The sequence below is a fragment of the Lactobacillus sp. 3B(2020) genome, from assembly GCF_013487845.1.
Lineage (GTDB): Bacteria > Bacillota > Bacilli > Lactobacillales > Lactobacillaceae > Limosilactobacillus > Limosilactobacillus alvi.
Map to the genome: position 1 here is coordinate 2024460 of NZ_CP047410.1, position 17870 is coordinate 2042329.

Annotated in this window: 18 protein-coding genes and 1 other annotated feature (1 of these 19 only partly in view); of the genes, 7 read left to right on the top strand and 11 right to left on the bottom strand. The window is 43.5% G+C overall.

The window, feature by feature from the left end:
* Positions 1–196 (top strand) — a binding site (T-box leader); it begins 39 nt to the left of the window's first position.
* Between the two features lie 61 nt (positions 197–257).
* Complete coding sequence (gene brnQ / locus GTO83_RS10025; RefSeq protein ID WP_180870888.1) at positions 258–1649, top strand: branched-chain amino acid transport system II carrier protein; 1392 nt, start codon at positions 258–260, stop codon at positions 1647–1649.
* Between the two features lie 352 nt (positions 1650–2001).
* On the opposite strand, the gene arsC is transcribed toward brnQ, so the two are convergent.
* From arsC to GTO83_RS10055, 6 genes are all read right to left on the bottom strand, one after another.
* Entirely contained in the window at positions 2002–2421 is a 420-nt protein-coding gene (gene arsC / locus GTO83_RS10030; protein ID WP_180870890.1) for an arsenate reductase (thioredoxin), read from the bottom strand.
* 81 nt (positions 2422–2502) lie between these two features.
* Positions 2503–3366 carry an aldo/keto reductase gene (locus GTO83_RS10035; protein ID WP_180870892.1) on the bottom strand — a complete coding sequence of 288 codons (864 nt, stop codon included), beginning with the start codon at positions 3364–3366 and terminating at the stop codon, positions 2503–2505.
* 19 nt (positions 3367–3385) lie between these two features.
* Positions 3386–4144 (bottom strand): NADPH-dependent oxidoreductase, encoded by a 759-nt coding sequence (locus GTO83_RS10040; RefSeq protein WP_180870894.1) that lies wholly within the window; start codon positions 4142–4144, stop codon positions 3386–3388.
* A 128-nt stretch (positions 4145–4272) separates the two neighbouring features.
* Positions 4273–4812, bottom strand: a complete 540-nt coding sequence (locus GTO83_RS10045; RefSeq protein WP_180870895.1) for a DUF1440 domain-containing protein — start codon at positions 4810–4812, stop codon at positions 4273–4275.
* 232 nt (positions 4813–5044) lie between these two features.
* Positions 5045–5608 carry an LPXTG cell wall anchor domain-containing protein gene (locus GTO83_RS10050; RefSeq protein ID WP_180870897.1) on the bottom strand — a complete coding sequence of 188 codons (564 nt, stop codon included), beginning with the start codon at positions 5606–5608 and terminating at the stop codon, positions 5045–5047.
* Positions 5605–5961 (bottom strand): hypothetical protein, encoded by a 357-nt coding sequence (locus tag GTO83_RS10055; RefSeq protein WP_180870899.1) that lies wholly within the window; start codon positions 5959–5961, stop codon positions 5605–5607. Before GTO83_RS10055 ends, GTO83_RS10050 begins: the two co-directional genes overlap by 4 nt.
* A 379-nt stretch (positions 5962–6340) precedes the next feature.
* Here GTO83_RS10055 and GTO83_RS10060 point away from each other — a divergent pair, with 379 nt between their 5' ends.
* The 6 genes from GTO83_RS10060 (at position 6341) to GTO83_RS10085 (ending at position 12411) form a co-directional block, all read left to right on the top strand.
* Complete coding sequence (locus tag GTO83_RS10060) at positions 6341–8080, top strand: NEAT domain-containing protein (protein WP_180870900.1); 1740 nt, start codon at positions 6341–6343, stop codon at positions 8078–8080.
* Positions 8073–8855 carry an NEAT domain-containing protein gene (locus GTO83_RS10065; RefSeq protein ID WP_180870902.1) on the top strand — a complete coding sequence of 261 codons (783 nt, stop codon included), beginning with the start codon at positions 8073–8075 and terminating at the stop codon, positions 8853–8855. Before GTO83_RS10060 ends, GTO83_RS10065 begins: the two co-directional genes overlap by 8 nt.
* A gap of 79 nt (positions 8856–8934) precedes the next feature.
* The gene (isdE, locus tag GTO83_RS10070) at positions 8935–9816 is read left to right on the top strand and encodes a heme ABC transporter substrate-binding protein IsdE (protein WP_180870904.1); all 882 of its coding nucleotides are present in this window, start codon (positions 8935–8937) and stop codon (positions 9814–9816) included.
* Between the two features lie 2 nt (positions 9817–9818).
* Positions 9819–10745, top strand: coding sequence for an iron ABC transporter permease (locus tag GTO83_RS10075; RefSeq protein ID WP_180870906.1), 927 nt, complete (start codon positions 9819–9821; stop codon positions 10743–10745).
* The gene (locus GTO83_RS10080; RefSeq protein WP_180870908.1) at positions 10738–11496 is read left to right on the top strand and encodes an ABC transporter ATP-binding protein; all 759 of its coding nucleotides are present in this window, start codon (positions 10738–10740) and stop codon (positions 11494–11496) included. Before GTO83_RS10075 ends, GTO83_RS10080 begins: the two co-directional genes overlap by 8 nt.
* Before the next feature lie 96 nt (positions 11497–11592).
* On the top strand, positions 11593–12411 hold the full coding sequence (locus GTO83_RS10085; protein ID WP_180870909.1) for a sugar phosphate isomerase/epimerase: 819 nt from the start codon (positions 11593–11595) through the stop codon (positions 12409–12411).
* A gap of 311 nt (positions 12412–12722) precedes the next feature.
* Here the strand turns inward: GTO83_RS10085 and GTO83_RS10090 are convergent, their stop codons facing one another.
* From GTO83_RS10090 to GTO83_RS10110, 5 genes are all read right to left on the bottom strand, one after another.
* The gene (locus GTO83_RS10090) at positions 12723–14480 is read right to left on the bottom strand and encodes an IS1182 family transposase (RefSeq protein ID WP_255463123.1); all 1758 of its coding nucleotides are present in this window, start codon (positions 14478–14480) and stop codon (positions 12723–12725) included.
* Positions 14481–14652: 172 nt separating this feature from the next.
* Positions 14653–15201: a TetR/AcrR family transcriptional regulator gene (locus GTO83_RS10095; RefSeq protein WP_180870911.1), complete on the bottom strand. Its 549-nt coding sequence runs from the start codon at positions 15199–15201 to the stop codon at positions 14653–14655.
* A 140-nt stretch (positions 15202–15341) separates the two neighbouring features.
* Positions 15342–15965, bottom strand: a complete 624-nt coding sequence (locus tag GTO83_RS10100; protein WP_180870913.1) for a TetR/AcrR family transcriptional regulator — start codon at positions 15963–15965, stop codon at positions 15342–15344.
* A gap of 9 nt (positions 15966–15974) precedes the next feature.
* Positions 15975–17084, bottom strand: a complete 1110-nt coding sequence (locus tag GTO83_RS10105; RefSeq protein ID WP_180870915.1) for an ABC transporter permease — start codon at positions 17082–17084, stop codon at positions 15975–15977.
* Entirely contained in the window at positions 17081–17803 is a 723-nt protein-coding gene (locus tag GTO83_RS10110) for an ABC transporter ATP-binding protein (RefSeq protein WP_180870917.1), read from the bottom strand. The genes GTO83_RS10105 and GTO83_RS10110 overlap by 4 nt, the downstream gene beginning before the upstream one ends.
* Positions 17804–17870 lie beyond the last annotated feature (67 nt).

Genomic DNA, 17870 nt, shown 5'->3' on the forward strand with positions numbered 1-17870 from the left:
GCAGCGAACCCCGGTTGGTGCGAGGGGGTAGGAACGATTTAAACTGAAAATCACTTTCGAGTCCGAGCCAGCCAAGGTTCGGTGGTGGCACCCATTACCGTGCACGCGTATCGTCAGTTTGCTGACCGTACGTAGTAAGATGGCAGTAGTAATATTGCCATAATAACGGGTGGTACCGCGCTGAGGCGTCCCGCAGTTAGTTCAAGCTAATTGCGGGACGCCTTTTTTCATTGGGTTCGAAGATAGGAGGAATACATATGCAATCATTATCTTCACGAAAGCTTACTTGGCGTGAATATTTCGTTGTCGCTTCGTTACTTTTTGGTCTTTTCTTCGGGGCCGGGAACTTGATTTTTCCACTCCACCTTGGTCAATTAGCCGGTGGGCATTGGGGGCCAGCCGCTTTAGGCTTCCTGGTAACCGGGGTCTTATTGCCGCTACTTTCCGTCATGGCAATCGCGGTTACCCGTTCCGAAGGGGTCTTTGATGTTGGGCGCCCACTGGGAGTTGGCTTTGCCTTAACCTTTATGGTTTTGATTCACGCAACGATCGGTCCTCTCTTTGGGACCCCACGGACAGCGACTGTTTCCTTCACCGTTGGGGTCGCCCCATTTGTGCCCGCCCACTACCAACAATTAGCCCTGTTAGTCTTCTCCGTTGTCTTCTTTGGGTTAACCTTCGCTTTTTCTTACCACGAAAATAGCATTCTTGCTAACGTTGGGAAGGTTTTGAATCCCATGTTCTTAGCACTGTTATTCTTGATGTTTTTGGTTGCTTTCTTAATGCCAATGGGCAATCCAATGCATGCAACATCAACGGCTGCTTACACTCACGGTGCAGTTGTTAATGGCTTCTTGGAAGGTTACAACACAATGGATGCCCTCGCCGGTTTAGCCTTCGGGGTAACGGTAGTTTCCGCTGTTCGGCAAATGGGCCAAAAGAAGAGTACTGATGTTTCAAAAGTTGTTGCTAAGGCCGGCTTATTAGCCATGACCGGAGTAGGATTAATCTACCTTCTCTTAATTGTCGCTGGGGCCATGTCCCTCGGTCACTTTAAGCTTTCGGCTGACGGTGGGGTTGCCTTTACTCAAATTGTTCACTACTATGGTGGTGCCTTTGGTCAAGCAGTCCTTGCTGTCTTAATCACGGTTACTTGTTTAACTACCGCCGTGGGATTAGTTGCGGCCTTTGCCCAAGACTTCCACAAGCACTTTCCCAAAGTTTCTTACCACACTTGGTTAGCCTTGACGACCTTGGCATCCTTTGTAACAGCTAACTTTGGGTTGGAACAAATCATCGCCTGGTCCACGCCAATGTTAATGTTCCTCTACCCCTTAGCCATGGTCTTGATCCTCTTATCCGTTTTCTCAAACTTCTTTAACCGGGACAGTCGCATCTACTTCTTTGTCGTTCTCTTCACCGTTGTCCCCGCCCTTGGTGACATGGTCGTTTCCTTCCCGAAAGTGGTTTCCGCTAGTACTTTTGGTCAAAGCGTCGCTAGTTTGCGGGCAATGCTACCACTATCAGCTCTTGGCCTTTCTTGGTTAGTTCCCGCTCTCGTTGGTTTAGTTCTTGGTTTAGCTGTTCACTTTGTTAAACCTCAACCACAGGTCGCTTTACAACCAGCCCGGGTTGACGATGAGGATTAACTTTTCTGAATAAATGTAAAACACAAGAGGGGCTGGGAAGAAACGCACGTTTCTTCCCAGCCCCTCTCTTTTCATCTCCGAAGGTTACTCAGCAACGACGGTCAAGGCAGTAGCTGAAAGGCAGTTGCTTCCCTGACGGTCGCACCAACCGATTCAGCCTTGCATGGGCTCACAAACACCAAACCAGTTGGCTGGCTCGCTCCAAGGCAGTAATCAAGTGGGCCCTCCCCGCCTTACAGTCGGCTACTACTTATTACACGATATGTGAACAAGCGATCTACACTCAAAGTTGTGTTAGCTACGTTCCAACCTTTAAATTAGTGGTCTTGATAGTTTCTTCCTAAATCATTTTCTACTTTGTCATTTCCGCTTTCAATTTAAGTATCCGGCGCTTAATTTCATCCCGAACCTGACGAAAAACCACTAAGCATTCAGCCGCCGATCCTTGCGCTTTAGCTGGATCAGGTAAAGCCCAATGGAGGTGTTGGGCTCCAGTTGGTAAGGTTGGACAATGATCCCGGGCATCCCCACAAAGCGTCACCACCAAGGTAATATCTTTAAGATAAGCTGGATCAATTGCTTTCGCATATTGCTGACTAATGTCCACCCCATCTTCTTGCATAACCTTAACTGCTAAAAGATTGAGTTGGTCTGGCTGGGTCCCCGCACTCCGGACTTCAAATTCATTTCCCGGGAAATACTTTTTCGCATACCCTTCAGCGATTTGACTCCGGCATGAATTTCCCGTACAGAGAAAGTAAAGTTTTTTCATGTCTTGCTCCTAGTTTCCATGATTGGATGCAAAAAGCCACTAAGTAAAGTTACTTACCTAGCGGTTAATTAACTATCACCATTAGAAATCAACTTCATCGGGATCCTTGCATTGCCCACCAAGGTCCTTCAAAGCTGAAATTTCAGCCATTTCAGCATCAGACAATTCAAAATCAAAGACGTCCATGTTTTCCTTTATCCGATTAACGTGGACGGACTTTGGTAATGGCAAAACGCCTTGTTGGATTACCCAACGGAGACTAACTTGAGCCGTGGTTTTTCCATGGGCGGCCGCAATTTTTTCCATTGTTGGATTAGTCAAAACAGTGGCCCCTTGGCCCCCAAGCGGTCCCCAAGCCTCAACTTGGATATTCATCGCTTGAATCTTCTTAATTTCTTCGCTATGTGACCAACCTGGGTGAACTTCAATTTGGTCAACCATTGGCTTAATCTTGGCCGTCTTCATCAATTCAGCAACGTGGTGCGGCATGAAATTACTCAACCCGATCGCCCGAATCTTGCCGGCTTCGTAAAGTTCTTCCATTGCCCGCCAAGTTTCAGCATTAATCCTAGAGGCTTCCGGGCCAAATTGCTTTTCGTTCGCTGGCCAGTGAATCAAGTAAAGGTCGAGGTAATCCAAGCCTAGACGATCCAAACTCTTTTGGAAAGCTTCCTTCGTCGATTCGTAACCACGATCCGTATTCCAAAGCTTACTCGTAATAAAGAGGTTCTTCCGGTCAACACCAGACGCCTTAATCCCTTGGCCAACCCCTTCTTCATTATGGTAAATCATTGCCGTATCAATGTGGCGGAAACCAGCCTGAATGGCGTCTTTTACCGCTCGAGCGGTTACCGCTGGGTCTGTCCGGAAAGTTCCGTAACCAACACACGGAATTTCCACCCCGTTATTAAGCTTTAATGGTGAATTTACGTTTTCTAAAGTCATAACTATTTTCCTTTCTAAATTACTGCCAATCTAAGGCTAATCCTTGATGCTTTAGGAGCCCAGCTAACTTATCGCGCTCAATGGTCTGCTTGGTTAACTTACTGCCCGTAATTTGCTTAGTAAAGGAATCAATCCGCCGATTAGCATTGCGTAAATCATAGTAAGTTTGGACGATTTCATCATAATCAGCCAAACTACGAACATCAAAGTCCCTTGGATATTCATTTTCAAAGGCAATTTGGTTAATTGGTAGCCGCGGTTTTAATTGGGGTTCTTGGTTTGGCACTCCAACTTGCAGGCCTAAGATTGGGAAGGTTAATGCTGGTAAATTAAGCACCTTCACTAATTGCTCTGGATCATCGTTAACCGATCCCAAAATTACGGCGCCAAGGCCCATACTTTCAGCAGCTGTTACCGTGTTTTGCAAAGCCAAGACCGTATCTTCAACCCCCTGCATAAAAACATCAAAGGTGTGAAGACGCCCATCATCAAAGCCCAGTTGTTGACGGATTTGTTGATTCCGGTGTAAGTCAACAATATATACGAACAGGTCCCCGTTTGCGCCAATATATTGTTGACCCGAAATCGCCCGGATTGCCGCTCGCTTGGCCGGATCCGTAACGTGCAAAATACTAAATTGTTGTAGAAACATACTCGTCGAAGTATGACTTGCTGCCGTATATAAGGTTTCTAGTTGTTCTGGTGACAAGGTTTGGTCTTTAAAAGACCGAATCGTGCGGTGGTTAGCAATTAAATCTGTGGTTGTAGTATGAATCATTGTTAAAACCTCCACTTACTTTTTGTCATTCACTAACATTAAACTACCGATTAAAGATCAACGTCAACCATTTTATGTAAAACAAAAACAGGAACCGACATTCGTCGAATCCCTGTAATTAATAGCCATTATAAATATTTAGTAGTAAGGTCTGAATGCTTTGATTTTGCGATCATAAAGTAGGAAACTGCCGCAATTGCCCAAGCCCAAACAATGTGGCCGAAGAATTCGGAGAAATGTTCTGCGAATGGTTCGTTCCACGGAGCTGGGGTAGTTCCGAAGGCTGGCATAATAATGATGTGCCAAGCAATCCAAATAATAATCCCATAAAGGGCTCCTTGCCAAGCCGCAATCCACTTAGTTTTTTCGAATTGGGCCAAGTAGATGAATAACCAAGCAAAGAAAATTGAGAAGCTAAAGTGCAAAATTAAAGCAACCCAGAACACCTTTTGATCCGTATTATAGTACACGTAGGTGTGAGTAAACTTAGCGGAAGCTCCTAATTGTTGTAACATATGTTGCGGCGGATTCGTAGCGTCCCGTGCTAACGTCCGGGGTGGGAGAATCTTTTCCCACCCAATCTTAACCATTCCGGAAATCATTCCGGCAATAATTCCAACCCATACGGATTGCCAAAATTGGCGTCCCTTAGAAATCTTTTCTGACATAATGAATAATTCCTTCCTCTCTTGTGATTAAACTCACGATTGATTAGTATAGGGATTCACTTACTTTATGTCAACCCCTTGTCATAAAATGATTTGACATTGCTTAACGGTTTGGTCAGGTTTGAGATCGTATCCCTATCTGAAGCACCAATTTCAAATCAAAAACGAGGTTGACCCTTTATCACCAACCCCGTTTTTACAATTTATTATTTATTTTTAACTTATTTAGTAATTACTTCACTAACCTTTTAACCGGCATGACTAGCATGCTCATTAATGCTAAACCTAGTAAAGCTAAACCAGACTTTTCGTTCCCAGTTTGTGGTAATGTAGCTCCTTTGGTAGTCGATGCTTGCGTTGTAACAACAGCTTTGGGCGTAGCTAACTCAACCTTTTTAGTTGATGCCGTAGTAATTGTAGGCTGAACCCGATTATCAGTTTTGGTTCCGTTATTCACGGATAATTGACTAGTCCCTTTATCATTACCAGATGGTCGACTATTCTTTGTCGGCGTAGTTTCACCACCATTTGCAGAAGGTGTCGTCGGCGTTTGGCTATTATCATTTTGCGGTTCAGTCGGTTGGGAAGCTTCTTTTGCTAAGGCTTCAGCGGCTTTGAGGGCCCCTTGGGCTTTGCTCAATGCTTCATTGGCAACTTCTAGCGCATTTTTTGCATTAGTAAGGGTCTCCGCTGCTTTATCAGCGGCCAAAAGTGCCGCTTCGTATGCCCGGATCTCCGCTACTGCCTCCATAATCCTTTGGGGGTAGATGATTTTGAGATAAGCCTTTTCGTTCATCGTAGCATTCCTGGTACCCCAGTATTAATCGTCATCCCAAGAAGATAGCTTGTTGCTGTAGCTGTTGGTAAGTCCGCGTTCTTAGCTAAGCTTACTTGCCAATCTGCCGTACTCTTTGTAGAAACTTGGCTTGCTTTTACAAAATCAAGGTTTTCATTTTCTAAGTGGAAGTTACTAATCATGTGGGCCATGTTGGTCGAAAGAATGGTTACGTTTACCGCAGTTTCATCAGTTTTAATGTCAGTTGAACCGCTAAACATGCAACTCAATTCTGAAGGTTTATTAGTTTTTTGACCTTGATCGCCAGACTTTAAAAAACTAACTTGCGCTACCGCACTCTGAGCAGTCGTCACTTTATTTTGATCCCTCGTTACCATATTTTATTTATCGGTAGATTGGTTGATGGCAATAATTTTTGTTGTGCCAGCATGAATCGTCGGCTGATTAGCAACAAAGCCCGCAGTAGTAGCCAATCCAGCAACCGAAGCCGCCAAAACTGCCGCCTTCTTAATTTTTTCTTATGCATAGTTCATCCTCCGCATAGTAACTAAAAATTTAAAGATTATAAAATTTTAACTTGCGATAATTATGTCATCTTTCGATTAAAATCGCAGTCTAACAATTGAAAGATTAGGATTATCACCTATAAATGCGAAATTTTATTGAAATAAAGTAAGTAAACGATTAAACTTAAGATAATCTTATCCTTTAAAGTCTAAGGAGGCGTTTTTAGTGAAGTCCGGGGTTAAAATTGCCTATCGAGTGATTACATCAGTGTCACTTTTAGGCTTACTTGGATCATACGGGGTAACCGCCGTCAATCTAATCCCTTTAGTAGCAGTCAAAGCCGATGATTCAACTGCCGTTTCAACAACGGCAAATTTCCTAAAGCAGGGGACCAATGACCGTTCCGATGCGGCAAATTTTTTTGATTCAACTGCCACGCTTAAAAACAATAATGGCCAATATCAATTAGTTTTGACAATGCCAAGGGGCGCCAACTTCGTTCAAAAGCTACAAATTGAAGGCGGGCAAGCGGCCCAGATCCAAAAGCAAGCCAATAATCAGGCTACTGTTACCTTCGATCTTCCGAATACTAGTGGAAAGTATACGGTTGATATGAACCTTAATATCATGGGAAATACCATGAATGAAAAGGCTGACTTAAAAGTCGATATGAGCAAGCTTACACAAGCCAGCTCCAGTAGTAGCACTAGCTCAAATTCCACTTCGACCTCCTCAACTAGTTCCGTAGCCACCAGCTCCTCCTCACAATCCACTAAAAATTCGAACAGTTCGCAAACTGGAACTTCCCAAGCAACTAGTACGACCTTTACTAAGCCGCTCGCTGTCTTAAACAAAGATAACACTACTAAGACTTCCGAAGCCGCTGGATTCTTTGACAAACAAGTTACGGTTAAACCGGTGGGCGATAATTACCAACTAACCTTCCACCTGATTTCTGGTTTTCAATACTTTAATGCCGATCAAGGGGTTTCAATTAACGGGCACGTAATTTCACCAACTAACCGCCATGACGATGCCGCTAACTACACTGTTACCTTAACCAAGGCTCAATACGAAAAAGGGGGCGTTCTCGCAACCTTTAAGTTAGCAATCTTAGGTAACCAGGATGAATCCGCCTACCTAGTCTGGGATCAAGCCGCCTTCAAAGGTGAAAATTCAACCTCAACCTCCCCAACAGTTGTTACTAACCAAAATAACGGCAACGTTATCGATCCAACCAAACAAGTCCAAGACATTGGTTACGCTGTTTACAAGGAAGACCAAAGTGGTCTTTCAGATGCCAATGCTTTCTATACCCATACCGCTCACGTTGTTAAAACCGGATCCAGTGGCTTTGATGTTACGATGACCATTCAAGCTGCCCACGGAGCAGCAACTTTCTCCCCGGTTTCAATGGCCGCTGGTCCCATTACTAGTAAAAGCCATCACCTAAGCGGGGGTAAGGATATCTGGACTTATACCTTCCACATTAGTAACGCCAGCGCCTTAAACCAACGGACAGCTGGTCAAATCTTAGTTGGCGTGCCCATTTTAAATATGCCCGCTCAAAATTATCAAGTTTGGTTTGACTTCCATGGTGCTAAAAATGGTGGTAACGTTTCTGGTTACGGTACTGGTAATGGTACTGCAGCCCTTGGTGGTGGTGCTAACGGCGCAATTAGCGGAAATACTGGTGGCGATATCACCAGCAATATCACCAGCACTCCTGGAGCGGTCAACGCGGCTGCAATTACACCATTTGACCTCAAAGCTGCCCAAAAGTTGCTTGCCCGTTATGCCGTTCCCCACGGGATTAAGCACCGCGTCCAAGCATCGCTGATCGATTACCCAATCATCGCTACCATGATCTTATTTATGCTTGTTGGTTTAGGAATCATCGGTGGAACGATGATTTGGAACTACCGCTTTACGAAGAAAATGAAGGGACATTACTACGATGAATAAAACCAAGTCATTCTGGTATCGGTGGTTGTTAGTAGCGGTTTTTACCATCCTCGGTCTGTTTACCGCTACTTCAGCTAACGCCGCTAACGTTAATTACCAGGCCTTAAAATACGGAACGAACGAAACTTCAATGGCTAGTAGCTACTACGTTCGGCCGGCACAAGTAACGGTTTCTGGAAACCAATACGTGGTGACCATGACCATCCACACGGCCGCAAACCTTGGTCAATGGCCCGTTACTGTCAATAGCATTAATGGTCAAGCACCCCAAAACGTTTCGAAAACCCAAGGTGATGGTGGATATAACTATACTTACTCCTTTACCGCTAAATCACTTAACGGAGTAATTTCAAGTGCCATCTACGTTTCGATCCCCAATGTCTATACTGCCAACCACAACATTAGTTTCAAGTTTGATACTAGCCAACTCCCAGCCCTAAACGGGAAGAGTGCTAAAGTTGGGAGTACTCAAACCAGTAGCGCGGGAACTAGTAGTCAAGCCGCAAGTGTTGCGGGGGCAAATGATCCCCAATTACAACAAAAGCTTAAAAAATTAAACGCCCAAGCAAAGTCCCAATCCCAAGCTGCTAGTAAAAAGGAAAGTCGTCTTGCTAAAAAGACCTTAGAGCAAAATGTTCAAGCCCAAGCAGCTAACGACCGGAACCAAAAGTTGTTCTACTATGTATTAATTGGCGGTTGTCTTGGTTTGGTCATTATCATTGCGGCCGCTACCTACTTTGTCGTTAACGCAAAGAAGAAGCTCCCTCGGCATTAATAACCAAAATTCACCGCTGATTGGTTCGTTTGAATTATCAGCGGTGTTGCTTTATCACCTTTTTTTTCGGAGGCCTTTTATGAATTCTCGCAAACGCTTAATCATTATTCTTGTTAGTTTGTTAGTCATTATCGGCGGTGGTGCCGTAGCAATTCGCTACTTTGTCAATAAACAAGTTGCCCAAAGCCAACGGATCGTCGCGACCACAGATGCTATTACTGAAATTTTTGATAAGTTGGATGTTGACTTAGTTGGCGTGCCAACGACTTCACAAAAACTACCAAGTCGTTATAAAAACGTAACCCATGTTGGTAGCCCCATGTCACCCAGTGTGGAAAAGATCGCTTCTTTAAACCCCTCAAAGGTTTACGCAGTTTCAACCTTAAAAGATCAATATTCTTCATCATTTAAAGCCCAAAGTGTTCCGGTTACCTACCTCAAACTTGATACGGTTGGGCAATTAAAGACGACCTTAAAGCAGCTAGGGAAAGAATATTACCGGACCCGACAAGCTAACCAACAAATTAAGTTAATCAACCAGGCAATTAGCCAAGTTAAGGGCCGCCAACATGGCCGGCATCCCCGGGTCTTAGTTTTAATGGGGATGCCAGGAGCTGGCTATTTAATTGCGACGGACCACTCCTACGTTGGGGACCTCGTGCGCAGTGCTGGCGGAAAAAACGTTTATACTTCTAAAGGTCAAACTTACCTTTCCCCAAGCAATGAAACTTTAGCAACCAAGCATCCAGACGTAATCCTCCGTTTGTCCCACGCCATGCCATCAGTCACGATTCCACAATTTAAGAAGGAATTCCAAACAAACCCGGTTTGGAAGAACATGCCCGCCGTCAAAAATCACCGGGTATATGATTTAAAGCAACCAACCTTTAACGCTTCAGCTAATATGGAAGCGCCAAAGGCTTTACGGCAAGTTAGTCAATGGCTCTACCCAAGTAAATAACAATGAAAAAAATAACTCTAACCTATCTCTGCCTTTTAATTTTCTTAGTTTTAACCTTAGGATTGGCCTTTACCAACGGTGCTAGTCACTTTAGTTTAACGAATCTAACCACGACGAACCAAAATACCCTTTTTAATATCCGCCTTCCCCGGATTTTAGCGGCCCTCTTAGCGGGCGCTACCATTTCGGTTAGTGGGGCTTTCTTTCAAGCGGCGCTGCGAAACCCGATTGCTGACCCTGGAATTATGGGGGTAGCCACCGGCGCTAATTTTTTTCAATTAATTGGCGGCCTCTTAATTCCTGGGATCTTTTTAAACCGAGTTACCTGGGCGTTTCTTGGTGGTTTGGTCGCTTTTGAAATTCTCGTTCGTTTCCAACCCAAAATGGATCCTTACCGGCTAATCTTAGTCGGAGTTGCTATTAACGCAATGTTTTCCGGCCTAGTTAACCTAATCCCAACCCTGCCAGGAACCGCCAGTACTTCCCTTGCGACCGTGACCTGGACGAGTACCTTAACCCTCGCGGTTTTAGGCTTAAGCGGCCTGGTTTTAGCCGTTATTTTAGCCCCGTGGGGAAATTATCTCAAAGTTGACGATGCCCAACTCATTTCCCTGGGGCAATCTCCAAAGCGCCTCCGGCGGGGACTGCTTCTCGTAGCGGTTTTCTTGGCCACCACCGCAACTGCCTGCATCGGTGTCTTAGCTTTTATCGGTATTATCGTTCCTCACGTTGGGCGCCGCCTAGTTGGTCATGACTATAACCGGCTTCTTCCCTTTATCATGCTTGCTGGCGGTTGGCTCTTACTCTTCTTCGACACGGTTGGTCGCTTGATCGTCCGGCCAAGCGAGTTACCAGCTGCGGCGCTCTTAGCGATCATTGGGGGGCCAGCCTTGATTTGGATTTTGAAAGGGGGGCCGCAAAATGCTTAAAGCTGAACACCTAACTTTTGCTTACCCTGGTCAACCAAACCTCATTCAAGACTTACAAATCACCATTCCAGAACACCAAATCACTACCCTCATAGGGCCCAATGGTTCCGGAAAATCGACTCTTCTTCAGCTACTAACCCGTCAATTACGACCGACTAGCGGGACTGTTTTCTTGGATGATAAAGATCTTTGGGAACTTGATGCCCAAACGAGTGCCCAAAAAATTGCCATCGTTCAACAGCAACACCAACTTTACGATGAAATAACGGTTAAAGATCTGGTCCAGCTAGGCCGACTTCCTTATCAATCAACGCTTTTTAGTGATCCCGATAACGAAAATACCGCCTCAATTCTAATACAACTCAACCTCACTGATCTAGCAACTAAATTGGTTAATCAATTATCTGGGGGTCAAGCCCAACGAGTCTGGTTAGCCTTAGCTCTTAACCAACATCCCCAATACCTATTTTTGGATGAACCTACAACTTACCTCGATCTCCATTACCAGGCTCGTTTTTTAGCACAACTAAGAGCCCTTAACCAATCGACCGGCCTCACTATCGTCATGATCCTTCATGACCTTAATCAAGCCTTGCGATATAGTGACTATTGTTGCTTATTTGCGAACGGTCAATTAATTACTACGGGCACTCCCGATGAAGTCCTGACCGCTGAGCAAGTAGCTTCAACCTTTAAAATTAATTGTGATCTTGTGCAAACTGATCATGGTCCCGTCTTAGTCCAATACTAATAGCCACTCAGAGCAATTTCTTGTCCACGTGACTTTTGCTTTCTCATGCAAAGGCTTATGATAAAGATAAATTAATCTCATAAAGAAGGTTTGATTATGTTTCCAATGCTTGGTTTAAAAGCAAATTCTGACCCCGCCCAAATTATGGATCGGCTACGACACCGGCCCGAAGTCTTTGAATTCTTCACGGACGTTCCAGACTTTACTCCGGAAGGGCTTAACCACCTTAAAAAAATGATTGGCCTAGTTCAAAGCCAGGGAATTCAGAACATCATTCTTCACCAACCAATGAAGTTTCAAGGCCACCATACTGAACTCATCACGCCAGAAAGAGTTTTTCCTGAATTATACGACTTCGTTCACCGGACCGCAGTTACCCTCATCGAAGTTGCCCAGGAACTCGGCATTCAAGCCTTAATTCATGGTTCTTACGATAGTGAACATGGCTTTGACGAAATGCTGGCTTACTATCCCGACCTGGCCAGTGCCCGACAACTTAACTTCCAAATGTTAGATCGGCTCCAAGCAATCGGTGGTGATAATGTGATGTTTGAAAATTCCATTTCACCTATCTTTTTCTATGGTGACCCAGAAGTTGAACAAACGATTCTGGATCATCACTACCGGCTAGTTTGCGATGTCTCCCACGCTTTTATTAGTGTCCACGGCAATAATGACAAGCTAGTCGCTAGCCTGAATCATGTTAAGCCAGCTATTGTCCACTACCACTTAGTCGATTCAATGGGCCAAACCCACGATAGTCTTCAACTCGGTAAAGGTAAGATTGACTGGCAACGAGTATTGCCGACCCTTAATCCAAAAGCCACCGATATTTACGAAATCAACCTCAAAGACCAAGGTAATTGCGCTGAACAATTGGCAAGCCATGAGTACCTGAAACAATTCGTGAAGTAAGGAACGACAACTTGGATAAACCTTAGATATAACTAAAGAAAGCTGGGAAAAACTTCGCGACGCCTAGAAAAGATAAGGACGAAGGTTGATTTGCAAGCCAAATGCCACTTTGAGTCATATTCAGAGATGAAAAAGAAGAGGTTGGGAAAAAAGCTCCTTGACGGCCTGGTTGGGATAAGAAGGACGAAGGTTGATTCATTAGAATCGACCTTTCGTTCGCACTTATCCGCTAAGGCCGTGATTTGGAGCGAACCAGCCAACTGGTTTGGCGTTTGTGAGCCCATGCAAGGCTGAATCGGTTGGTGCGACCGTTAGGGAAGCAACTGCCATTCAGCTACTGCTTTGACCTTAGTTACTGAGTAACATTCGGAGATGACAAAGAGAGGGTGGGAATTAACTATTAATTTTTGCCCCTCTAACATTAAAATCCGGACTATAATTTTTGCCTTGATCAAAAATTGTAGTCCGGATTTTCGATTGTTTATGAAATTGGCCCTCCATCGGTTAATTAATTGTCCCAATTTCGTTATGTTTAATGTCATCAGGGCTAGGCCAATGTCATTTTCCACAGCCCGTTGACCACGCAAATGAGTTCGGCGTATGCCAAAATCCCTCTTCATGTGACCAAAGACTGGCTCAACGTCGAACTTCCGTCGACGATAAATCGCCTTACCTTCGTCACTTGAGAGGGTCGCTTTCACTTTTGCTTTGTAATAATTCCAGGTCGGGTTAACCTTCATATAACGTTGCCGACCACCTGGTGTTTTCGCTAATTTATCCAATTGCGCTGACGGCTGGTGCTTATCTGCCCGATAGATTTTAAAATCACGTTTGAAACCATATTTATCGATTTGCTCACTATACCGATAAAAGCTAAAACGAACCCCTAAATGATCAATATAGTAATCATCTTCGGCGTTATACTGCCAATTTTGTGAGTTAGTTGGGTCGTTTTTAAACTTGCGCTTCTGTTCCTTTTGATAAGTTGTATAGGGAATAATAGGTTGCTTTTCAAACTGATCAAGAATCGTTGTGTAATTGTATTCACTACCATAACCTGCATCAGCGACGATATGTTTAAAGAAGCCTAAGGCATGAAATTGCTTAAGAAATGGTACTAAAGTCCTTGTATCAGTTGGGTTTGAAAATAATCCGTAATCAAGAACAAATTGCTTATGAGTGGCAATTTGTAAGTTATAGCCAGGTTTCAATTCCCGATTCATCATCGGATCTTCTTTCATACACATAAAAGTCGCATCATGATCAGTCTTGGAGTAGCTATTGCGACCTTGGAAGATATCTTCGGCATGTTCATACTTTTGGGCACGAGGAATTAAGTCGTTGCTTAGCTGGTGACGAAGTTTTTTTAGGAAACGACGACGCCGTTTCCTAACTGAACCACCTTTGATGATTTTGGGTTCTTGCTCAATCTCTTCATCTAATTTAGTGATTTGCTCTCCGAGTTCTTGTTCCATTGTTTTCATGCCTTCGGCAGAAGTGACCAGCTCTGGCGCCATTTCTTGCACCACTCGTTTTTCCACTAATTCCTCATAAATCTTACTTGTCTTTTCCCTTAACTTAGCGTGGTACTTTTCCACTGCACGACGCCAAGTAAATGAATATTTATTGGCATCAGCTTCGACCTTGGTTCCATCAATAAAAACTGCATCATTTTGAATTAGGCCGTGATCTGTTAAAGCCATGGTAAAGTAGACAAAAGCACGCTTGATCAGATTACTAGCGTGCTGACTGCTCCGAAAGTTATTGATGGTGTGGTAACTATAAGTATAGTCATGGGCTAACCAACGCATTGGTAGACTCTCATCCAACATCATTTCAATCTTTCTTCCAGAATAAGTTTGACGCGAGTAGGTAAACAAGAGGATCTTAAGCATAATTGCTGGATGCGATGCAGGGCGGCCAGTAGCCGCCACCGACTCTTCCAATAGAACCTCCTGTGGAATTGAGTCGACAAATGCACTAATTAGTCGCGCAACATGATTCTGTGGTAAATCATAGTTATAGTTTAGTACGAATTCGGTTTGCCCTATGGTATAATTTTGATACATGGAAATCGCTCCTTTTTGTTTGTTTTTGTGGTAATTACATCATATCAGGAACGATTTCCTGTGTACATAAAAACCGGATGATGAATTGTTCAAGAAATTCATCATCCGGTTTTTACTTTGGACTAGGAGTTTTTTCCCAGCCTCTCTTGAACTAATCTTAGGTTGTTAGGCTTTATTTATCAGCCTTCGAATACATATCAACAATTTCCTTAAAGAAGCTTACTACTTCACCCTTTGGAACATCAAAGTTTTGATTTTGCCACCAATAAAAAGTACCGATAATCGCCCCACCTAAACTATAAGCTAACAGTTTTGGTTGCTTAGTAGTATTCAATGCCTTATAAATTACCGTATTTTTCGGACCATTCTCTTTGATATCCATCAAAATTTCGCTATAAATCCGCAAAACTTCCGTATACAAGGAATCCCGGCTCCCACTCCGGGTTAAATTTTTGTAAAACCCATTATGAGTTGCGACTGAATCAACTACGGCTTCAATTAAATCATCTTCAGTTTCAGACTTTTCAACCAAAATATTCAAACGATGTTTAATCGTTTGTTCTAGCAGATCATACTTATCCCGGAAATACCGATAAAAACTACTCCGGTGAAGTAAGGCTTCTTCACAAATTTCATTCACCGTAATCTTCTCAAATTGTTGCTCCTCCAACAGTGCTGTTAAGGCACGTTCAAAATCACGCACTGTCCGATTCATCTTCATCGCAAAGATCTCCCCTATTCCAAAAAAATTTAAAAGGGCTCCCTAGTTATTTAACTAGGTGGGCCCTTTTTGCCTCTCACTTAAGTTAACACTATTTAATGATCAGTCGTCAAGTACCCATTAATTAATCAAATTAAGAGCTATTTTCCTTTAAAAACAAGCATTAATTGACGATGGAGGTTCGTTAAGCTTCCGTCCTCATCATCACTCTTCAAGTGGAATAAATTTGTAATTAAAGCATAACTAACCAAGGGACCTAATACCCCTCGAAGCAATAATTCAGGATTCAAATCTGGGTTGGCATCTGGATACTTAGCTTTAATTTCGGCAATATATTTATTAATATGGCCGTTGTTTACCGCCACATTGACTATCGCAGTCCTAAACGATGGATTCATAAATACCTCTTGGCCAATTATCCTAATTAAAGCGAAATTTTCCCGAGCAAAATTTAACCGATCCCGCATGAGCGCTGTAACTAATTCATCAAGCGTGGCATATTCTCCCACCCCTTCCAAAAAAGTATTGCGAAATTGATCATAAAAGCTTTTGGAAATCTCTTCTAGTAAGCTATCTTTTGACTTAAAGTACTTGTAAATTAAACCTTCACTAACACCAGCTTCTTTAGCAATTTCTGCGGTCGTGGTTCGATCAAATCCTTGCTTAGCAAAAAGCTGTAAAGCAGCAAGCAGAATTTTCCTTTTACCCGCTGGCATTGTGGCTTCCATCAGTGCCTTCTCATATTCTGATCTAATTTCCGCCATTTTGATCACCTAAACTTTCCGATAACGTTTTAAACCAATAATATTCAAGAATACCAAAATCACTAAGAAGATACAAAGCGCCAAGATATCGCCCCCCAGTTTGGTAATGGACGTTCCTTGTAAAACGATCTTTGACAACGCATCGCCAGTATAAGTTAGCGGTAAAACTTTCCCAATGTATTGAACCCAACCTGCCATTGAATCAAGGGGGATAATCCCGGAGAAGAAAATTTGCGGCACTACCACTAGGGGAATAAACTGCATCATTTGAAACTCAGAATTAGCTAAGGTCGACATTAGAATTCCAAAAGCTAACGCAACTAAGGCAAAGAGTAAGCTAATCGCAATAATGCTAATTATGCTTCCGGATACTTGGAGCTTCAGTAGCCAAATTGTTGCTAAAACAATAACTGTTGATTGAATAACCGCTAATAAACCATAACTTAACATGTAACCAAAAACAATCTCACTCCGCCGAACGGGGGTGGCCAAAACCCGACCTAGCGTCCCCGTAATTCGTTCGTTGAGTAGGCCCATCCCAGAAATCAAGAACACGAAGAAGAAAATAAAGAAGCCCATTAGAATTGGGATAATCTTAGCAAAGAAATTAGTATCAGCATCGCCATAACGGTAGTGATTCTTAATTTGCGGTGCGGTTACTTGGTGTTGCTGACCCATTTTTGCTTGTACTGCTACTGGAAGTTGGGCCTGTAACTTTTGAATTGTCGTCGTCATCGTTGTCATGGTTTCGCCAGTAATCGCCGAGCGTAGGGCCTGCTTAGTTAAACCTGTCTTACTGGAATCGGTGTTGGCATAGGTAACATCATATTTATGATTAGTGTAGCGAATGATCCCATCGACTTTGTGGTCTGCCAACTTTTGCTTTGCTTGGTGATTACTCAGCTGCGTCACCGAAACGTGCTTAACCTTATCCAGGTTAGTGACTACTGTTGTGTTTACATTCACCGTCGCCAACTTAACGTTGGTGGAGCTGTTAGCTGAAAACATTACGTTCATCAACCACATAATCAAAACCGGTGCGATAAACATTAGGGCAAGGGTTCGCTTATCCCGAACTAATTCCTTTAGGACCCGTTTAGCAATTGCTAGCGTTCTCATTTTTCTACCTCCGCTTCCGCCTTTAGGAAGACATCCTCAATCTTTGTAACTTGGTACCGTTGTTCAAGTACTTGTGGCTGATCAAATTCAACAATCCGGCCCCCAATCAAAAGGGCAACCCGATCCGTTAATTCGGCTTCATCCATCACGTGAGTCGTTACCAAAACACTCCGTTGCTGATCCCGAATTGCTTGTAATTCCTGCCAAATTTGGCGACGAAGCGCTGGGTCAATCCCAACCGTTGGTTCATCCAAAATCAACAGTTCAGGATCTCCAAGGAGGGCAATTGCTAAGGAAAGCCGTCGTTTCATCCCACCAGAATAGCCGCTTACTCGCTTGTCAAGGTCATCCTGAAGGTCAACCACCTGACTAACGTGTTCGATCGTCTTGGCTAATCCTTTTTGTTGAACCCCCTTCATTTCACCGAAAAATTTTAAATTTTCTCGTGCCGTCAATGATTCATAAAGTGCATCACTTTGGGCCATATAGCCAATTCGGCCAAGAATTTCACGATTAGGCATTTGGGTGTCTAATACCAACGCTTCTCCACGATCTGCTTTTTCAACCCCAAGCATGGTACTAATCGTTGTCGTCTTTCCTGAACCTGAAGGCCCAATCAAACCAACAATTTCCCCCGGCTTAACATTCAAGCTAACGTCAGCTAGGACTGTTTGCGTACCAAACGTCTTTTTTAAGTGCGTTAATTTAATCTTATCCACTTGAAGCACCTTCCTTATTTTTCGGGTAGGTAAGTAATCACTCACCTTTTACCCAAATTATAGTGAG

Bases quoted from the DNA above. Each gene is read 5' to 3' on its own strand.
- arsC (WP_180870890.1), bottom strand. From the start codon at position 2,421: ATGAAAAAACTTTACTTTCTCTGTACGGGAAATTCATGCCGGAGTCAA.
- GTO83_RS10105 (WP_180870915.1), bottom strand. From the start codon at position 17,084: ATGAGAACGCTAGCAATTGCTAAACGGGTCCTAAAGGAATTAGTTCGG.
- isdE (WP_180870904.1), top strand. From the start codon at position 8,935: ATGAATTCTCGCAAACGCTTAATCATTATTCTTGTTAGTTTGTTAGTC.
- GTO83_RS10095 (WP_180870911.1), bottom strand. From the start codon at position 15,201: ATGAAGATGAATCGGACAGTGCGTGATTTTGAACGTGCCTTAACAGCA.
- GTO83_RS10075 (WP_180870906.1), top strand. From the start codon at position 9,819: ATGAAAAAAATAACTCTAACCTATCTCTGCCTTTTAATTTTCTTAGTT.
- GTO83_RS10080 (WP_180870908.1), top strand. From the start codon at position 10,738: ATGCTTAAAGCTGAACACCTAACTTTTGCTTACCCTGGTCAACCAAAC.
- GTO83_RS10100 (WP_180870913.1), bottom strand. From the start codon at position 15,965: ATGGCGGAAATTAGATCAGAATATGAGAAGGCACTGATGGAAGCCACA.
- GTO83_RS10090 (WP_255463123.1), bottom strand. From the start codon at position 14,480: ATGTATCAAAATTATACCATAGGGCAAACCGAATTCGTACTAAACTAT.
- GTO83_RS10035 (WP_180870892.1), bottom strand. From the start codon at position 3,366: ATGACTTTAGAAAACGTAAATTCACCATTAAAGCTTAATAACGGGGTG.
- GTO83_RS10045 (WP_180870895.1), bottom strand. From the start codon at position 4,812: ATGTCAGAAAAGATTTCTAAGGGACGCCAATTTTGGCAATCCGTATGG.
- GTO83_RS10065 (WP_180870902.1), top strand. From the start codon at position 8,073: ATGAATAAAACCAAGTCATTCTGGTATCGGTGGTTGTTAGTAGCGGTT.
- GTO83_RS10040 (WP_180870894.1), bottom strand. From the start codon at position 4,144: ATGATTCATACTACAACCACAGATTTAATTGCTAACCACCGCACGATT.
- GTO83_RS10085 (WP_180870909.1), top strand. From the start codon at position 11,593: ATGTTTCCAATGCTTGGTTTAAAAGCAAATTCTGACCCCGCCCAAATT.
- GTO83_RS10050 (WP_180870897.1), bottom strand. From the start codon at position 5,608: ATGAACGAAAAGGCTTATCTCAAAATCATCTACCCCCAAAGGATTATG.
- brnQ (WP_180870888.1), top strand. From the start codon at position 258: ATGCAATCATTATCTTCACGAAAGCTTACTTGGCGTGAATATTTCGTT.